Raw genomic sequence first — 17,765 nt, 5'->3', positions numbered from 1 at the left:
ACCAAAGCATCGCCTTAGCATAGGCTATGCTAACCATGCCAAAGCGCGAGGAGAGCCAGTGACCTACGTCGACCGATCCGGCGCGGCGGGCGCGAGGCTGGCCTCACTGGACCTACAGCACCGCCGACTGGTGTTGGACCATGAAACGTTCTCCGGGGAGTTCTCGCTGCGCCGGCTGGACCCGGACGGCGACCTCGATCTGATGCACTCCTGGATGAACGATCCGGAGGTGGCCCGGTTCTGGCGAAAGCCCTGGCCTCGCGACCGAATCGGCTCGTATCTGCGCGAGCAGGACCGCAGCACGCACTCCGTCCCCGTCCTGGGTGAACTCGACGGGGTGCCGATCAGCTACTGGGAGCTCTATCGCGCCGACCTCGACCCGCTGGCCCGGTACTACCCTGCCCGTGCCCACGACGTGGGCTTTCACATGCTGCTCGGTCCGGCCCGGTACCGCGGCCGCGGGCTGGCCGCGCGGCTGATGGGGGCGGTCTCCGCCTGGCTGCTCGACGCCGACCCGAACGCCACCCGGGTGGTCACCGAGCCCGACGTCACGAACGAACGGGTGGTCCGGATGCTCGAACGGGCCGGGTTCTACCGCCTCGCGGTCGTCGAGTTGCCGGACAAGCGGGCGGCCCTCATGGTCCGCGATCGGGAGCAGCCGTAGAGCCGCGAGCTTATGTTAGCCTTCGCTAAGTTTTAGGCCGCGGGCCAGGCGATCGAGAGGTGGTGCCCATGCCGCGCACGGTGGGTTGGATCAGGCAGTTCCACAAACCCGATTCGCCCGAGCGGCCCCCGCTGCTGGTCTTTCCGCATGCCGGCTCTGGCGCATCGGCCTACCGCGACTTCTCCAAAGTCCTCAGCGGCAAGTTCACCGTCCTGGTCTTTCAATACCCGGGCCGCCAGGACCGGGCCGGCGAAGCGCCGCTGCCTTCCCTGCCCGCGATGGCGGCCGCAGCGTTCGAAGAGTTCTCACGCTCGGAGCACAACCGCGGCATTCCGATCGTCACCTTCGGCCACAGCATGGGCGCGTTGATCGCTTTCGAGTTCGTGCGGATCGCCGAGTCCAGCGGGATCGACGTGCGCCAACTCAACGTCTCTGCCGCAGTGGCGCCCAGCCTCGTCGCGGCCAAGCCGCCGCATCCCACCGACGACGACGCCATCCTCAATCACCTCGCGACGTTGGAGGGCACCGAGACGGACGTGTTCGCCAACCGCGAGCTGATGAGGCTGGCGCTGCCGGTCATCAAAGCGGACTACCAAGCTTTCGACGCCTACGACTGCGCGGCAGACGTCAAGGTGGCGGCGCCGATTCAGGCGATGGGCGGCGACCAGGACCCCTATGTCACGCTGGGCGATCTCTACGGGTGGGGCAAACACACCGACAGGGTGACCGTCACGGTGTTCGACGGCGGGCATTTCTACCTCGCCGATCACGTGGGCGCGGTGGCGGAGTTGTTGACGGCGCCCGCCGACTGTGCGGTTTCATCCGCAACACGCCGTGACGGGCGTACGAATCCGCACACTGGCGGGGACGTCCACGTGTCGAGTGAGAGCGCGTGACCGCCGACGACCCAGTTGTCATTTCCGGGATCGCCGTCGAGGCGCCCGGCGGAATCGACACTCCCGCCGCGCTGTGGTCGGCGCTGGCCGAATCGCGAGAGTTGATCACCCCGTTTCCGCGCGATCGCGGCTGGCCGCTTGACCAGCTGCTGTCGGTGTCCCGGCTCGACGGCTGGGGCCGGGTGTGCGACGCCGGCGGATTCCTCGAGGGCGCAGCGATGTTCGACCCGTCGATGTTCGGCATCACCTACCGCGAGGCCCTGGTGATGCACCCCCAGCAGCGGGTCGCGATGCGCGTGGCGTGGAAGGCGCTGGAGAATTCCGGGATCAACCCCGCCGCACTCGAGGGCGAAGAGGGTGGCTGTTTCATCGGAATGTCGCCGATGGAATACGGCCCCCGTGCAGCGACCGCCGACGCCTACAGCGGCCACCGGATCGCCAGCCTGGGACAGTTGGGTGCGGCCGGTCGCATCTCGCACAGCCTCGGCCTCACCGGCCCGTCGATGTGTGTCGACTCGGCGTGCGCATCGTCGTTGACGGCGCTGCACCTGGCGGCCTCTGCGGTGCAGATCGGCGAATGCGACTGGGCGCTCGCCGGCGGGGTCTGCGTAATGGGCTCTCCCGGTGCGTTTTTCGAGTTTGCGCGACTCAACGCTCTTTCCGAGGACGGTCATTGCCGGGCGTACGCCGACGACGCCAGCGGCACGGTCTGGGGCGAAGGCGCGGGAGTGGTTCTTGTCGAACGGGAGTCGCGGGCACGGCAGCTGGGACACCGCGTCTACGGGCGCATCCTGGCCATCCGCACCAACCACAACGGCAAGGGCAAGCCCATCCTGGTTCCGCGGGTGCGCGCTCAAGAACAGCTCATCCGCAAGACGTTCGACGCGGCCGGGATCGATCCGGCCGATGTGGGCATGATCGAGGGGCACGGTACCGCTACCCTTGCGGGCGACCCCGTGGAACTGCTCGCGCTGTTCAAGACTTACGGCGCAGCGGGATCCACCGCGCTGCTGGGCTCGATCAAGTCGAACGCCGGACACGCGCAGGCGGCATCCGGCATCCTCGGGCTGATCAAACTATTGCTCGCGGGGCAGCACGGCTTCATTCCGCCAACCCTGTTCTCGGACAATCCGACCACCAAGCTGGACTGGGAGCTCGTCGGTATGCGATTAGCCACCAAGCTGCACCGGTGGGAGCCGAAGAACGGCGTCCGTTACGGCGCCGCATCCTCGTTCGGCGCCGGAGGCGCCAACGCGCACGCCATCATTGCTATGCCCGCCGGCGAGCAGACGCAAAAGGCCCGAATTCGGCCTGAATCGGGGACTTTTGCGTCTGCTCGCCGCCCCAGGAGTGAGCACAGTGACGATTCGTAGCTACCGGCTGCCCGACGGCACTGTTCCCGTCCCGCTGTCCGCGCCGACGCCCGAGCTGGTTCGCGACGAGGCCGCCGCCTTACAGTCCTACGCGACGACTCACCCGGAAACGACACCAGATGCGCTCGCCGACATGCTGTTTCGCACTCGGACCGCCCGCTCGCATCGGGCGCTGGCCATGGTCGCCAGCCGCGACGAGATGCTCGGCGCGTTTAAGGCGATCGCCGGTGGCCACGACCATCCTTCGGTGGTGCGGAACGACACCCCCGCCACAGTGCGCCACCTCGCCTTTGTCTTTCCCGGTCAGGGCAGCCAGCGACCCGGGATGGGACGAATTTTCTACGAATCGGTACCCGCGTATCGAGCCGAGATCGATCGCTGCGTGGCCGCCTTCCAGGGGTCGAGCGGCGAATCACCGCTGGATTACCTTCTGGCCGAAGACCTCCCGGCCGACGACACCGCCAGTACTGTTCAGCCCGCGTTGTTCGCCCAGATGGCGGGCCTTGCCGCGATGTGGCGCTCATTCGGCGTCGAACCGAACATCACGATCGGCCACAGCCAGGGCGAGATCGCCGCCGCGTACGTGTCCGGAGCGATCACCCTGGCGGATGCCGTGCAGCTTGTCGAAATCCGGGCACACGCGGCCGACGAGTTCATCACCGGTGACTACGCGATGGCCGTACTTGCCGCCGACCGCGACACCTGCGAAACCGAACTGGCACGCAGCACGGGCTGGGTGGAGCTGTCTGTCGTCAATTCGCCTGGAATGACCGGGATCTCGGGTGAGCGCGACGCCGTGCAGCGTATCGTCGACAGACTTACCGAGCGCGGCACGTTCGCGCGGGTCATCCGCGTCCGCTATCCCGCGCACACCAGCATGATCAACGCGCTCGCAGAGAAGGTCCGCGCCGCCGCGCAGCGCCAGCTTCAGAACTGCGCGTTCCTCGACACGGACACCCCGTGCGTGGGTGCCACCCTCGGCGCTACGATCACCACCGACCTGCCGGTCGACCACTACTGGTTCTGGAACCTGCGCAACACCGTTCGATTCGACAAGGCAATCGCGGCGGCGTTGCCGTTGGGCGCCGACACCTTCGTCGAGTTGGCCGAACATCCCACGCTGCAGTTGGCGATCGAGGAAAACCTCGCCGCCCTGAATGACGAAGCCGGTGACCCCGCGACCATGGTGATCGGCACGTCGAACCGAAATGCACGCGATCTCGGCGATTTCACCCGCAACCTCGCGCTGCTGGCGGTCCGCGACCAGGATTACCGATGGGAAAGCCTGTGCACGGAGTCGGCCGGTCCGGCCCCGCTGCCGCTGCCCGATTTTCCCAACACCCGCATGAACGAGGTGCCGCTGTGGCTTCCCTATGACGGCGCCTCGCCCGAGAACAAACCGACGGTTGCCCCGCCGACGGAACATTCCCCGCCGCGGTTGTTGGCGGAACACTGGGTCCGGCTATCGCAGCGCTCACTGGTACCGCCCCGTGCCATCGGCATCGTCGATCACACCGGGTCGTGCTCCGAACTGGCCGCCGCACTATGTGGGGCGGCGGGAGACGTCGGCGCCACCGTACGTGTCGTCAGTACCGAAAGCACCGGCGACACAGCAAAACTCGATACCTACGTCATCCTCGTCCCACCATCGCCGGAACAGGACGACGCCGCAGCGGCGGCCGAGGTCGCCTTGTTCTTCGGGAATCGCGCTTGGTGGCCGGACATCACCGACACGATCGCCGACTGCTGGCTGGTGACCGTGGGCGGCGAGAAGGTGGTCGTCGGCGACCCGCCGCCGGATGTGGTGCATGCGGCGGCCAGCGCCGGCTTCCGCAGTATCGGGGCCGAATTTCCGCGGGTCCGGTTCCGGCACCTCGATCTGCCGGCTGAGACGACGTCCGCCGAATCCGCGACCGCGGTCCTCGCCGCGCTGCACACCAACGAGGAATCCGAGCTTGCTCTGCGCGACGGCGCTCTGTACGCCAAGCGGATCACCGAAAGCACTGCGGGCGACGCTGCCAACCCCACCCCTCCGGAGCACGTGCTGATCACCGGGGGAACCGGAAACCTCGGGCTGGAATTCTGCGAACACCTCGCTCGCCGCGGTGCGCAGCGCATCACGCTGGTGAGCCGGTCGGGCGAAACCGCCGCGGTCGCCGATCGGCTGCGGCAGATCCGGTCGACCACCTCGACGCGGATCGACACGCCCACTTGCGATGTCGGCGATCACGCAGCGTTGACCCGGCTGGCCGACGAGCACGGAGACGTGCCGGCGGATCTGATAATCCACGCCGCGCTGGCATATTCGGATGTCGAATGGCGCGAGGTCACCGCCGAAAAGGTCGAGGATGCGTTGCGCGCCAAGGTGGTCGGCATTTCGGGGATACTGCGCACGTTCCCGCGGACTGACAGTTGTCGCGTCGTGCTGTGTTCCTCGGCGGCAGCGACGATCTGCGGTCGCGGCCAGATCGTTTACGCCGCTGCCAATCGAATGCTCGACGCCATGGCGCACCGGCTGCGGTCCGAGGGCCTCGATTGCGTTTCGGTGCAGTGGGGTCAGTGGACGGTCCACAGTCTGGACGCCGCCGGCCTGGCGAAGGTGACCGCCACCGGTTTGCTGCCGATGCGCCCAGCCGACGCTCTGGCGGTGGAACTGAACGGGCTTGAAGGCAACGCGATTGTCGCGGCGTTCGATTTAGACCGCGCACAGCCGGTGCTGGCGGCCTACGGCTACGGTCCGCTGATCTCCGAACTGGTTTCCCCGGCTGCCGATGCCCCGGTTGCGGCGCCAGTCGAGGGTGGCGATCTCAAGCAGCGGCTGACCAGCCTCCTGGCCGGAGCCATCGGCGTCGACGGCCCGGACGCGATCGATGCTGACGTGCCCATGGTCGCGATCGGCCTGGATTCCTTGCAGGCGCTGGAGTTTCACCGCCGCGTCAAGAGCGAGTTCAATTACGACCTGGAGGTCTCGGATCTCCTTGGCGGGGCGTCCATCGCGGACGTTCTGGCCCGGATAGGCGGCTAGTTTTGGCGAGCAGACGCAAAAGTCTCCGAAAACCCTTGGTTTTGGGGGCTTTTGCGTCTGCTCACGCAGGGCTCGGTGACGCCGATTCCGGCGCCAAGGACACGGTCGGACAGTAGTCCCAGGCAGCTCAGGTTGGGAAAGCCCGGGCCCTCGTTGAGACCGGATAGGTTGGGCAGCACCAACTTCGGGCTGGCACCCCGAACTGCCAGGTCGGGGCCGATGGACTCCTCCAGTCGTTCACTGGTCAGCGGTCCGCCCAGCCAGAGTTCCAGGCTGTCGACGGCGTCCTGGCTCAACAGCGGCAGGAACCAGAGCGGGTCGGCACCGGATCCGTCGATCACCAAGTCGAAGCCGTGCACGGTCTCGATCGGTTCACCACCGCGGTCGGTGTGCAATGTGATCCAGATCCGGTTGTCCTGGTCGACTGCGTGAACGACGCGGCCCCGCAGGTGCTTGATCCGCTCGTCGGCAAGCAGCGACTCCTGAACCCGCGAGGAGAAAACCCCGCGGTCGGTGCGGGCGATACACTCACGCCTTTCGGCCAGGGTGAGGCTGCGCCAGTTCGTCGGATCGGAAAACAGCGAATTCTCGAAGTAGCCCTCACCGCGAGTGAACAACGTTGCCTGAGGCGAGATGGCGGTGATCGCCGAAACCCGGTGGTGCGACAGCTCGTTGAGCATCGAGGCCGCGGTCTCCCCACCACCGATCACCGCGACATTCTCGGCGGTGATCCGGTCCTTGCATGCGGTGCGTTGCCAGAACTGCGCGATCGACAACATGCGCGGATCACCGGAAAGGATGGACCGTTCCGGCTGGCCCGGACCGGTGATCATCAAGGTGTCGGCGGGCAGGCGCGAATCGTGCGTGTGCAGCATCCAGCGCGACCCGTCGATCGAGATTCTCTCCAATTCGCCGTAGATGACGTTCAAGCCGGCCACGTCGGCGACCCAGCGCAGGTACTGCGCCCAGGTGTTGTGCGTCGGCGCCGGCCGGCCCCGGTCGACCCAGCCGACGAATTGGTCAGTGGCGACCAGGTAGGACTGCCAACTCCACTGCATCATCCGTTCGTTGAGTTCGGCGTTGCGGCCCGGCACCAGAGTCGACCGGTACGGGAAGCCGACGTCTTTTTCGGGACTGGTGCCGAGGCGCTGCAGACCGTCCGTCCAGCCGCCGCCGGCGCGCCAGTTGGCCGCCACGCCGGAGCGTTCGATGGCCACGATGTCGACCGTCTCGACGCCCATCTGGCGCAGCGCGGCCGCCTTTGCGGCCACAGCCACTGCTTTCGCGCCTGCCCCGACGATCGCGAGTGTCCCGCTCATCTGAGCATCACCCACAATCGCACCCCGCTGATTAGCCCAGGCTTCCCTAACTTTCTGTACGCTACACGATGTCCCAGGACCAGAACACACTTGCCCGGAGGGAGTCGCCGTAGTGCCTGTCACCTCTCCGCTGGACGGATTCGTGCCATTTCCGCCGGACCGGGCGGCACGCTACCGCGCTGCCGGGTACTGGGCCGGCCAGACCGTCGATTCGCTGCTGCGCCGGGCCGCGGCGGCCCGGCCGGACCGCCTCGCCGTCGTCGATCCCGTCCGCAGCCATACATTCGCCGACCTGGACAAGCGCGTCGACGCGGCGGCCGGCGGGTTTGCCGCGATCGGAGTCGCGCCCGGCGACCGGGTGCTGTTCGACCTGCCGAATTCGTGTCAGTTCGCCGTTGCGTTCTTCGGTTTGCTGCGCGCCGGGGCCATCCCGGTGATGTGTCTGCCGGGCCATCGCTTCGCCGAGCTCAGCCACTTCGCCCACGCGAGCGAAGCGGTCGGGTTGGTCATCGCCGACACGGCGAGCGGATTCGACTACCGCGCGATGGCCGAGCAGCTCGTTGGAGCGCATCCGCAGTTACGTCACGTCGTCGTCGACGGCGATCCCGGTCCGTTCACGTCGCTTGCCCGGCTGCCCGCGAGTGACCCACCCGAGATCGTCTGCGACACAACGCTTCCCGCCTTGCTGCTGGTGTCCGGCGGTACCACCGGGCTGCCCAAACTCATCCCCCGCACTCACGACGACTACGTCTACAACGCCACCGCAACCGCCGAGCTGTGCCGACTGACGAGCGATGACGTGTACTTGGCGGCACTGCCGGCCGCGCACAACTTTCCGCTGGCCTGCCCCGGCCTGCTCGGTGCGATCAGCGTCGGCGCAACGACCGTGTTCGCCACCGATCCCAGCCCCGAGTCCGCGTTCGCGACCATCGCCCGCCACGGCGTCACGGTCACCGCACTGGTGCCGGCGCTGGCCAAGCTGTGGGCCCAGGCCTGCGAGTGGGAGCCGGTCACGCCGACGTCGTTGCGGCTGCTGCAGGTTGGCGGCTCCAAACTCGCCGCCACGGACGCGCGCCACATTCGCACCACCTTGACGTCGGGACTGCAGCAGGTGTTCGGGATGGCCGAGGGACTGCTCAACTACACCCGCCTCGACGACCCGCTCGACGTCGTGGAGACCACCCAGGGCCGGCCGCTGTCCGAGGCCGACGAGCTGCGGGTGGTGGACGAGGCGGGCACGGAGGTACCCGAGGGCGAGCTGCTGGTGCGCGGCCCCTACACGTTCAACGGCTACTTTCGCGACGACGCGGCCAACGAGCGGTCGTTCACGCCCGGTGGTTTCTACCGCACCGGCGACCGGGTGCGTCGCCGCGCCGACGGCAACCTCGAGGTCACCGGGCGGGTCAAAGACGTCATCCACCGCGCCGGCGAGACCGTCGCCGCCGCCGACCTGGAGGAGCACCTGCTCACCCACCCTGCGATCCGGGCGGCTGCGGCGGTGCCGCTACCCGACCAGCATCTCGGCGAAAAGATCTGTGCTGCGGTAGTTTTCAGCGGCAAGTCAGTGACATTGGCGGAGCTGAACCGCTATCTGGACGACCGCGGGGTCGCCACCCACACCCGACCCGACGTCCTGGTACCGATGACAGCCTTGCCCACCACCGCAATTGGCAAGCTCGACAAGAAGCGGATCGCAGCACAGCTGCAGGCGTGAGCCGACGCCAACATTGCCATTGACTAATGTCACCATTAGTTGTTGACTGAGTCGCATGACGGACGGTGTGCCGGCCCGCGGATCGCTACGGTCCCGCGGCGCGGCGGTCGCGAGCACATTGACATTGCGGCAGCTCAGCGCCGTGCTACCACCCGAGCGGGCCTGGGGTCTGTGGCTGTCGCGCCAAATCGTGGCCGGCATCATGGATGCCTTCGGGCCGTCGTTGGCCGGAGCCCGTGTCGAATCGATCGACACCCGACTCCCGGACGGGCGGCGCGTCGTCGGCGAATGGGTGCGCGGCCCGGGCGTCCGGCGCACCGACGCAGTCGTGTACTTCGTCCACGGCAGCGGATATGCCTTGTGCTCGCCGCGCACCCACCGCCGGGTGACGGCGTGGCTGTCGCGATTGACCGGGCTGGCGGTGTTTTCCGTCGACTACCGGCTCGCGCCGCGGCACCGCTTCCCCACCGCCGCCGACGACGTTCGCGCGGGATTTGATTGGCTGACGCGCCAAATATCGCCGGAACGCATTGTGGTAGCCGGGGATTCGGCTGGCGGACATCTGGCGGTGGACCTGCTGCTGCAACCGGAGGTTGCCGCTGCCCGCCCGGCCGCACTGGTGTTGTTCTCGCCGCTGATCGATCTCACCTTTAGCTTGGCCGCGCAGCGTGAACGACGCCGCCGCGACCCGGCCATCCGGGCCGCCGACGCCATACGACTGGTCGAGTTGTATTGCCGTGGAACCGATCCCACGCATTGTCGGCTGTCCCTCGACGTCGCGGGCGGCCCCGTGCTGCCACCGACGCTGATCCAGGCCGGCGGCGCCGAAATGCTGGCCGCCGACGCCGAGCGCCTCGCCGCCGATATCACCGCGGCCGGCGGAAGCTGCGAACTGCAGGTGTGGCCGGACCAGGTGCATGTGTTCCAAGCCCTGCCACGGCTGTCCCCCGAAGCCGGCAAGGCGATGGCCTATGTGGCGAAATTCGTGGCCGATTCGTTGCATGTCGGCACCGTCGGGCCGATGCGCGCCGGCTCTCCTCGCGCGCACGCGCGCTCGTCGACCGGCGCGGAGGCTAGCTAGCGATGCTCGGCCGGAAGTCCCCCAGAACCAGCCATGGCGCGTCAGCGGTGGTGACCGGCGCCGGCAGCGGGATCGGTGCGGCGTTCGCCGCCGAACTCGCCCGTCGTGGCGGCGCCGTCGTCTGCAGTGACATCGACGAAGCGGCCGCCACCGCAACGGCGGACGGCATTACCGCCCATGGCGGTCGCGCCATTCCAATCCACTGCGACGTCTCCCAATACGACGACGTGGCCGAACTGGCCGCCAAGTCGCAGTCCTGGTTCGGCGGCCCACCCAGCCTGGTGATCAACAACGCCGGCGTCGGCGCCGGCGGTATGCCCGTCGGCGAAGTGCCCCTTGACGATTGGCGCTGGACTCTGGGCGTCAACCTGTGGGGGCCGATCCACGGTTGCCACGTATTCGCCCCGATCCTGCGAGAAGCCGAACCGTCGAAACCGCCGCGCGGCATCATCAACGTCGCCTCGGCCGCAGCATTCGGCGCCGCCCCCGGCATGGCCGCCTACAACGTCAGCAAGGCTGGTGTGTTATCGCTGTCGGAAACGCTGGCCGCCGAATTGTCTGGCAGCGGCGTCAAAGTCACCGTACTGTGCCCTACCTTCGTCAAGACCAACATCGTCGAGTCCGGCCGGATCACCGCCGAATCCACTGAACTGGCCGCGAGACTGATGCGCTGGACCGGCTTTTCACCGGACAAGGTTGCGCGCATCTGCCTGGACGCCCATGACCGCGGCGACCTGTACTGCATGCCGCAGTGGGACGCCAAGATCGGCTGGAACATCAAACGGCTCGCCCCGGGCGCATACACCCGGGCGGTCGGCTTGATATCCCGCGCCGGCCTGCCATGAAATCGCGAAGGAGAAGCCTGTGACTATCGATATGGACACGATGCTGGCCAAGATCAAGGACCGGCAGTGGGCGCTCGCCGACATCGATTGGGACGCACCGGGTGCCGAGACGATCAGCGACGAGTTCCGGCCCAAGCTGAAGGCTTTCATGGCCGACCTGTGCTGGATCGAGAACATCGGCGCGCGTGGATTTGCGGCGCTGGCCAAGAAGGCACCAACGACGACGCTGGCCGAGATCTACCGGTATTTCCACGCCGAGGAGCAACGGCACGCCAATGCCGAGCTGGCGCTGATGAAGCGATGGGGAATGCTCGACGACGGCGAAATGCCCGAACCCAACGTCAACATCCGGCTGGCCATGCAGTGGCTGGACACCTATGCCGACGGAATGTCCCTGTCGATCCTGGGCACCGTGATACCGATGCTGGAGGTCGCGCTGGACGGCGCCCTGCTGAAGTTCCTGCTCGACGAGGTCGAGGACCCGGTCTGCCACCAGGTGTTCGAGAAGATCAACAACGACGAATCACGGCACCTCGCAGTTGACTTCGAGGTGCTCAACATGATCGGCCACGCCAAGGCACGCAGGCTGGCAATTGACTTCGTCGGCAATGTCGCCTCACCGGGCCTGATCATCGGCGCGCTGATGTATCTGCCGCTGCTCAACCGGGTGCGCAACGAGATGGAGGACATGGGCATGGAGCCCGAGCGGCTTTACAACGCGGTCAAGCGGTTCAAGCAGCTCGGTGAGCGCGGCGAATACACGTGGCGGGTGCCGACGTATCAAGTCCTCAAGCGGCACGCCGCCATGGTGGTCAACCCGCGGCATCCCTATCATCTGCTGGCCAACTCCATGGTGTGGCTATCTGAGCGCTATCCCCGGCCGCTGCTCAAACCGGTGCCCAGCTGGTTCAAAGAGCTGACCTACGAGCCGGCGGCATAACCGATGACCCAGACTTACGCAACGCTGATCGTCGGCGCCGGCTTCACCGGCCTGGGCGCCGCGATCAAACTGGCCGAGGCGGGTGTGCAGGATTTCGTCATCCTCGAGCGCAGTGACCGGGTGGGCGGAACCTGGCGCGACACCACCTATCCCGGCGCCAGTTGCGACATCCCGTCGCTGCTGTACTCGTTCTCGTTCGCCAAAAACCCGAGTTGGTCGCGGACCTACTCCCCCGCCGAGGAGATCCGCCGTCACATCGAAGACATGGCCACCCGGTTCGACCTCCGCCGTCGCATCCGGTTCGGTCAGGAAGTCAACGGGTTGTCGTTCGACGAGGGCGCCGGGGTCTGGACGGCAACCACGGCCGGGCGCAAGCGGTTTCGGGCCCGCACGGTGATTCTGGCGTCGGGCCCACTGCCGGACTCCAGCTTCCCCGACATCCGGGGCCTCGATACGTACCGCGGGCACAAGATCCACAGTGCCCGGTGGGACCACGACTACGACTTCGCCGGTAAGCGGGTCGCCGTCGTCGGCACCGGTGCCAGCGCCATCCAGATCATTCCCGAACTGGTCAAGCAAGCCGAATTCGTCAAGGTGTTCCAGCGCACGCCGGGCTGGGTGCTGCCGCGCCTCGACGTTGCCACACCACCGGCCCTGCAGACTTTGTTCGCGAAAGCGCCTGCAGCCCAAGAGCTTGCCCGGCAGGCGTTGTTCTGGGGTCACGAGGCCAGCGCTACCGCGCTGGTGTGGAAGACCCCGCTGACCTCGCTGGTGGCGCGCCTCGGCAAGGCCCATCTGCGGCTGGCAGTCAAAGACCCGTGGCTGCGCCGGCAGCTGACGCCCGACTTCGCGCCGGGCTGCAAACGCATGCTGGTCTCCAGCGATTACTACCCTGCGCTGCAACGCCAGAACTGCAAGCTCATCGACTGGCCGATTGCGACGCTGAGCCCGGCCGGGATCCGCACCAGCGACGGCGTCGAGCATCACTTGGACTGCATCGTGTTCGCCACCGGCTACGACGTGCATCTGACGGGTCCGCCGTTCCCCGTCACCGGGCTCGGCGGACGGACGCTGGCCGCCGAATGGGCCAGCGGCGCGCAGGCTTACAAGAGCATCAATGCCCACGGCTACCCGAACCTGTTTTTCATGACCGGCCCCAACTCCGGGCCCGGCCACAATTCGCTGCTGGTCTACATCGAGGGCCAGCTCGACTACGCGGTGCGCGGCATCACCACCATCCTCGAGGGCGACCTGCGCTACCTCGACGTGCGCGCCGACGTCCAACGCCGATACAACCAACGTATCCAGAAGCGGCTGACCAAGACGACGTGGATGTCCGGTTGCCGCAGTTGGTATCTCACCAAGGATGGTTTCAACGCGTCGATGTACCCGGGATTCGCCACCCAGTATCTTCGACAGATGCGGGATTTCCGGTTTGCCGACTACCAGGCGGCGGCACGGCCCGCCGACGTTCGGGTCAGTTCGTCGGCCTGATGGCTCCCGACCGACCGCCACGAGCAGAGACCGGCACCATCGCGGGTGTGCTGGCCAACCTGCGGCGCGCGCCGAAACGTGTTCGGCGTCAATCCCGGGAAGTCATCGAAACCGCGGTGTCCCAATTGTTCGACGCGGCGGTACGTCACCCGCACGGATCCCCGGTCTCCGGGGAATACCGGATCGACGACCTGGCCCGGCTGGCCGGGACCACCACCCGCAACATTCGGGTCTACCGCGATCGCGGGCTGCTGCCGCCGCCGCTGCGCGTGGGCCGGATCGCCCTGTTCAACGACACCCACCTGACCCGGCTGCGGCTGATCACCTCGATGCTCGACCGGGGATACAACATTGCGCACGTGCGGGAAATGCTCAGCGCCTGGGAGGAAGGCAAGAATCTCGGCGACGTGCTGGGCCTGGAGACGGCGATCGTCGGGACCTGGACCACCGAAAAACCGGAAACCATACCGCTTTCCGACGCGCAGCGGCGTATCAACGATGCGGCGGCATTCGACCGGCTGGTGAGGCTGGGTGTGATTCGGGTCGACGGCGAGCAGGCCACAATCGTCCGGCCGAAATTGATCGAGGCATTCAACGAGATCCGCAGCTACGGCGTGAGCATGGACAAGCTGATCGATCTGCACGAGCAAATCGTGCCGCTGGTCGACCAGATCAGCGAACTGTTGGTGCAGGCGGGCGCCGAACACGTCGCCGACCGCGTCAAACCGGGCGAGGCTCTGCCCGCCGACACCGAAATCGCCGAATTGATCACCATGTTGGTGCGGTTCCGCACCCAAGCCGTCGCGTCGGTCACCGCAACCCTCGCGTCGTCAATCGAATCGACCATCGAATCGCTGGTCAGCAGCATCCTCGCCGACTACATGGAGCGGTCATCGGCCCCCGCAGACTGAGTCGTTGGGCCCCGTTGTTTGTCCAGCGTTGGCCTGCTGGTGAGCAATCGGTCATCCGACGTTGACAAAAGGTTCATTCTCACGAAGCGCAGCCCCAAGCTAATCCCCAGCTTGGCCTGTTTATGCTCTTAGCGCCACGCGGCGGGAACGCGCCCGCCGCCGCCCCCTGATAAGGGAGAGAAACCTGATGCTTCTCGAGTTCTGGCAGAACTTCACCCACAATCTGTTCAAGCCGCTGCTGCTGTTTTTCTATCTCGGATTCCTCATCCCAATTCTCAAGGTGGAGTTCGAATTTCCCTACGTGATTTACCAGGGCCTGACGATGTACCTCTTGCTGGCCATCGGCTGGCACGGGGGTGAAGAGCTCGCCACGATTCATGCATCGAGCGTCGCCAACATCGCGGGATTCATTGTGCTGGGGTTCGCACTGAACTTCCTGATCGGGCTGCTCGCCTACCAGCTGCTGAACCGGCTGACAACAATGCGCCGGATCGACAAGGCGACCGTAGCAGGTTACTACGGGTCGGACTCGGCAGGGACGTTCGCGACCTGCATCGGCGTGCTTGGCACCGTCGGAATGGCTTTCAACGGTTTCATGCCGGTCATGCTGGCCGTCATGGAGGTGCCCGGCTGCCTGGTTGCGCTGTACCTGGCGGCTCGACTGCGGCACAGGGCAATGGACGCGGCCGGCAACATGCCGGGCGAGCCCGGGTACACCCCGCCGGTGAGACTAGGTCCCGGGGCGGCCGCCCGGCCGGCTCCCGGCGACGACCTCGAGACCCGCGGACGCGCGATCGAGCAGGAAGCCGAGTTTGCGCTGGAACGCCGCGAGCATCCTGACCATGCCGGCGCAGACGGCAAAAAACCGCGCATGGCCACCGTCCAGTTGCTCAGGGAGGTCCTGCTCAATCCAGGTCTCTATCTCCTCTTCGGCGGCATCATCATCGGCCTGGTCAGCCGGTTGCAGGGAGCCAAGGTCGTGCACGACGACGACAGCGTGTTCGTGACGGCCTTCCAGGGTGCGCTGTGCCTGTTCTTGCTCGAGATGGGTATGACGGCCTCCCGCAGGCTCAAGGACCTGAAGGCCGCCGGGCCGGGGTTCATCTTCTTCGGACTGCTGGCGCCAAACCTTTTCGCCACACTCGGCATCATCACCGCCCACAGCTATGCGCACCTCACCCACACCGAGTTCAAACCGGGAACGTACATCCTGTTCGCGGTGCTCTGCGGCGCGGCGTCGTATATCGCGGTTCCCGCGGTGCAGCGTCTGGCGATTCCGGAGGCCAGCCCGACGCTGCCGCTGGCCGCATCACTGGGGTTGACGTTCTCCTACAACGTCACGATCGGGATCCCGTTGTATATCGAAATCTCCCGCATCGTCGGTCAGTGGTTCGGTTAGCGCGGAACCAAATACGGCGCCAGCGTGGTCAGCTTTTCGCAGGTTTCCTCGAATTCGCGGTCGGGCTGCGAAGCCTCGATGATGCCCGCCCCGGCGCGTAACCACGTTCGGCCGTCGCGTTCGTAGGCCGCCCGCAGCGTCAGCGCCGCATCAAGTTCGCCGTCGGCCGAAAACATCACCACCGCACCGGAATACAGGTCGCGCGGACTCTCGTCGAGACGCAGGATCGCATCGACGCTTGCGGCCTTGGGAATGCCCGACGCGGTGACCGCGGGAAACAGCGTCTCGAGGGCGTCCATCCGGTCTTTCGACGTGTCAAGCCGCGCACGGACAGTCGAGCCGAGATGTTGCACGCTGCCCCGCTCGCGCACGGTCATGAAATCGGTGATCACCGCACTGCCCGGCGTCGCGACCTCGCTGATCTCCAGCAGTGAGCTGCGAACCGAAATAGCATGCTCGACAATCTCTTTGGAGTTCGACTCAAGGTCGACGCGGGCCTGCCCGTCACACGCCGCGCCGCGGCCCAGCGCCCGGGTGCCGGCCAGCGGCTCGGTGATCACGGCGCCGTCGCGGTGTACGGCCGTCACCAGCTCGGGGCTGTAGCCCACGGCCCGAACACCGCCGAGGCGCAACAGAAATGACCGCGCCGGCGTGTTGTGCCGACGACCCAGCCGGTAGGTGGATGGGAAGTCCAGCTTGAACGGCACGTCGACACACCGGGACAGGATCACCTTGTGGTATTTGCCGGTCGCGATCTCGCCGATGGCCGCGGCTACCCGGGCGTGATAGCCGGTGGCGTCACCGGCCACGTCGATCGCCGATGCCGACGGCGTGGCCGGCAGCCCATCGCGCAACAACCGGTCCACCGCCTCGCGGTGGCGTTCGTCGCCGTCGGCCACGCGAACCGCCTCGGCGCTGACCACGATGCGGGTGCGCGGCCAGAACACCCGCGCCAACGGCGTGTGTGGCGCCAACCGGTTTTGCAACCCGAAGCGGTAGGCGCCGAATTCGAAGGCGACCCAGCCGAAGGCCTGGTCGGTCTCCAGCAGCAGCCGGTCGACGGCCTCGCCGAGAACCGGTCCCGGCCGGCCCGTCCAGGTCTGGCGCTGGGTGACACCGGCACGGATGACGCGCAGCTCGTCGCGATCCAGCTCGACCATGGCCAGCACACCTATGGCCAACACCCACTGACCGTCGTGCTCGTAGAGCAGGTATTCCTCCCCGTCGCGCTCCGGCAGCGCCGCAGCCAGCTCGGCGGCCAGGTCGGCCGGGGCGATGCCGGGGGGGAGCTCAAACGACAGTGACGCGGCGATTGCGGGACTTGCTTCGACACCCAGCTCGGTCACGGTTAGTAAATGTAGCCTAACCTATGAAGCCTTGGGGTTCCCCCTGCCAGAGCAGCGTGGCGCGGCAGTTTTGCTGGCGCTGACTTTAACTAGCGCCGACGGCGTGCATACCGCCGGTGAGCGCGGTGTTCGGAATGGTCCAGACCGCCGAGTGGCGCCGCCGCCCGAGGTAACCGGTCGCAACCGGACAACGCATGTGATTTGTTGGTCACGGAACGTTTCCCGGACGTTCATGTTCCAGTCCCGCAATGGATCTGGTCCGACAGCGGACCAGCCGTAGGATCAACTCGGCCGCACCGCGATCGACGCTAGCGCGAGAGGAGCACCGCATCGTGTTCATCATCCGGCTCCTTGACGGAGAAGAGGTCCACGCATCGGACGGCGACAAGCTCACGATCAACCAAGACACCGGCGTGGTCAGCATCTCCCGAGTCGACGGATTCGAGGAAGTCACGACGCATTACTCGCCATCCGCATGGGGGTCCGTGACGCATCGCGTCAAGGAGGTCGCGGTGAAGAGGGCGTCGGCATAAAGCCCTCGGTTCGTTGCGGCAACGCGGCAACAATCCCACGGGTGTCCATCCGGACGACCCGCGACCCCGGAGTGTCCGGTCGCGTCTGGTCGTCACCGAGCGTGCACGGCAGCCAGTGCCCCGATTGCCATCCGGGATGACCCCCCGGTCGAGCCCCGGGCTGGGGTCCTCTGGCCGTAGCCGCATTCCCGCGGTCGCGGTTCTTGTTGTCGCGGCGCACCTCAA

Annotated in this window: 14 protein-coding genes; 12 read left to right on the top strand and 2 right to left on the bottom strand. The window is 66.5% G+C overall.

What is annotated here, in order from left to right:
• Positions 1-58 precede the first annotated feature (58 nt).
• The 4 genes from AWB95_RS10520 (at position 59) to nbtC (ending at position 5,958) form a co-directional block, all read left to right on the top strand.
• Positions 59-664 carry a GNAT family N-acetyltransferase gene (locus AWB95_RS10520; protein ID WP_232315679.1) on the top strand — a complete coding sequence of 202 codons (606 nt, stop codon included), beginning with the start codon at positions 59-61 and terminating at the stop codon, positions 662-664.
• Between the two features lie 68 nt (positions 665-732).
• Positions 733-1,560: a thioesterase II family protein gene (locus AWB95_RS10515; protein WP_062540127.1), complete on the top strand. Its 828-nt coding sequence runs from the start codon at positions 733-735 to the stop codon at positions 1,558-1,560.
• On the top strand, positions 1,557-2,933 hold the full coding sequence (locus tag AWB95_RS10510) for a beta-ketoacyl [acyl carrier protein] synthase domain-containing protein (RefSeq protein WP_084707122.1): 1,377 nt from the start codon (positions 1,557-1,559) through the stop codon (positions 2,931-2,933). The genes AWB95_RS10515 and AWB95_RS10510 overlap by 4 nt, the downstream gene beginning before the upstream one ends.
• A 7-nt stretch (positions 2,934-2,940) precedes the next feature.
• On the top strand, positions 2,941-5,958 hold the full coding sequence (gene nbtC, locus AWB95_RS10505) for a nocobactin polyketide synthase NbtC (RefSeq protein WP_306306555.1): 3,018 nt from the start codon (positions 2,941-2,943) through the stop codon (positions 5,956-5,958).
• On the opposite strand, the gene mbtG is transcribed toward nbtC, so the two are convergent.
• Positions 5,955-7,277: an NADPH-dependent L-lysine N(6)-monooxygenase MbtG gene (gene mbtG, locus AWB95_RS10500; protein WP_062540118.1), complete on the bottom strand. Its 1,323-nt coding sequence runs from the start codon at positions 7,275-7,277 to the stop codon at positions 5,955-5,957. The two genes, nbtC and mbtG, sit on opposite strands and share 4 nt — an antisense overlap.
• A gap of 112 nt (positions 7,278-7,389) precedes the next feature.
• On the opposite strand from mbtG, the gene AWB95_RS10495 reads away from it, so the two are divergent.
• From AWB95_RS10495 to AWB95_RS10465, 7 genes are all read left to right on the top strand, one after another.
• Positions 7,390-8,991: a (2,3-dihydroxybenzoyl)adenylate synthase gene (locus AWB95_RS10495; protein WP_238600884.1), complete on the top strand. Its 1,602-nt coding sequence runs from the start codon at positions 7,390-7,392 to the stop codon at positions 8,989-8,991.
• A 55-nt stretch (positions 8,992-9,046) separates the two neighbouring features.
• The gene (locus AWB95_RS10490; protein WP_062540497.1) at positions 9,047-10,072 is read left to right on the top strand and encodes an alpha/beta hydrolase; all 1,026 of its coding nucleotides are present in this window, start codon (positions 9,047-9,049) and stop codon (positions 10,070-10,072) included.
• Between the two features lie 2 nt (positions 10,073-10,074).
• A complete protein-coding gene (locus AWB95_RS10485; RefSeq protein WP_062540498.1) occupies positions 10,075-10,917 on the top strand; it encodes an SDR family NAD(P)-dependent oxidoreductase in 843 nt (280 codons plus the stop codon).
• A 19-nt stretch (positions 10,918-10,936) separates the two neighbouring features.
• On the top strand, positions 10,937-11,857 hold the full coding sequence (locus tag AWB95_RS10480; RefSeq protein WP_062540499.1) for a hypothetical protein: 921 nt from the start codon (positions 10,937-10,939) through the stop codon (positions 11,855-11,857).
• 3 nt (positions 11,858-11,860) lie between these two features.
• Entirely contained in the window at positions 11,861-13,351 is a 1,491-nt protein-coding gene (locus tag AWB95_RS10475) for a flavin-containing monooxygenase (protein WP_062540500.1), read from the top strand.
• On the top strand, positions 13,351-14,262 hold the full coding sequence (locus AWB95_RS10470; RefSeq protein ID WP_062540501.1) for a MerR family transcriptional regulator: 912 nt from the start codon (positions 13,351-13,353) through the stop codon (positions 14,260-14,262). Before AWB95_RS10475 ends, AWB95_RS10470 begins: the two co-directional genes overlap by 1 nt.
• Positions 14,263-14,449: 187 nt before the next feature.
• A complete protein-coding gene (locus AWB95_RS10465) occupies positions 14,450-15,661 on the top strand; it encodes a sodium-dependent bicarbonate transport family permease (protein ID WP_062540502.1) in 1,212 nt (403 codons plus the stop codon).
• On the opposite strand, the gene AWB95_RS10460 is transcribed toward AWB95_RS10465, so the two are convergent.
• Positions 15,658-17,007 (bottom strand): salicylate synthase, encoded by a 1,350-nt coding sequence (locus AWB95_RS10460; protein WP_062540503.1) that lies wholly within the window; start codon positions 17,005-17,007, stop codon positions 15,658-15,660. The two genes, AWB95_RS10465 and AWB95_RS10460, sit on opposite strands and share 4 nt — an antisense overlap.
• Before the next feature lie 332 nt (positions 17,008-17,339).
• Between AWB95_RS10460 and AWB95_RS10455 the strand changes: the two genes are divergently transcribed.
• The gene (locus tag AWB95_RS10455) at positions 17,340-17,540 is read left to right on the top strand and encodes a hypothetical protein (RefSeq protein WP_062540504.1); all 201 of its coding nucleotides are present in this window, start codon (positions 17,340-17,342) and stop codon (positions 17,538-17,540) included.
• Positions 17,541-17,765: the final 225 nt, after the last annotated feature.

The sequence above is a fragment of the Mycobacterium celatum genome (assembly GCF_002101595.1).
Taxonomy (GTDB): Bacteria; Actinomycetota; Actinomycetes; order Mycobacteriales; family Mycobacteriaceae; genus Mycobacterium; species Mycobacterium celatum.
This window is presented reverse-complemented; position numbering and strand designations above follow the sequence as displayed.

Coding starts and splice junctions, on each gene's coding strand:
- AWB95_RS10515 (WP_062540127.1), top strand. CDS start 733: ATGCCGCGCACGGTGGGTTGGATCAGGCAGTTCCACAAACCCGATTCG.
- mbtG (WP_062540118.1), bottom strand. CDS start 7,277: ATGAGCGGGACACTCGCGATCGTCGGGGCAGGCGCGAAAGCAGTGGCT.
- AWB95_RS10490 (WP_062540497.1), top strand. CDS start 9,047: ATGACGGACGGTGTGCCGGCCCGCGGATCGCTACGGTCCCGCGGCGCG.
- AWB95_RS10485 (WP_062540498.1), top strand. CDS start 10,075: ATGCTCGGCCGGAAGTCCCCCAGAACCAGCCATGGCGCGTCAGCGGTG.
- AWB95_RS10475 (WP_062540500.1), top strand. CDS start 11,861: ATGACCCAGACTTACGCAACGCTGATCGTCGGCGCCGGCTTCACCGGC.
- AWB95_RS10470 (WP_062540501.1), top strand. CDS start 13,351: ATGGCTCCCGACCGACCGCCACGAGCAGAGACCGGCACCATCGCGGGT.
- AWB95_RS10465 (WP_062540502.1), top strand. CDS start 14,450: ATGCTTCTCGAGTTCTGGCAGAACTTCACCCACAATCTGTTCAAGCCG.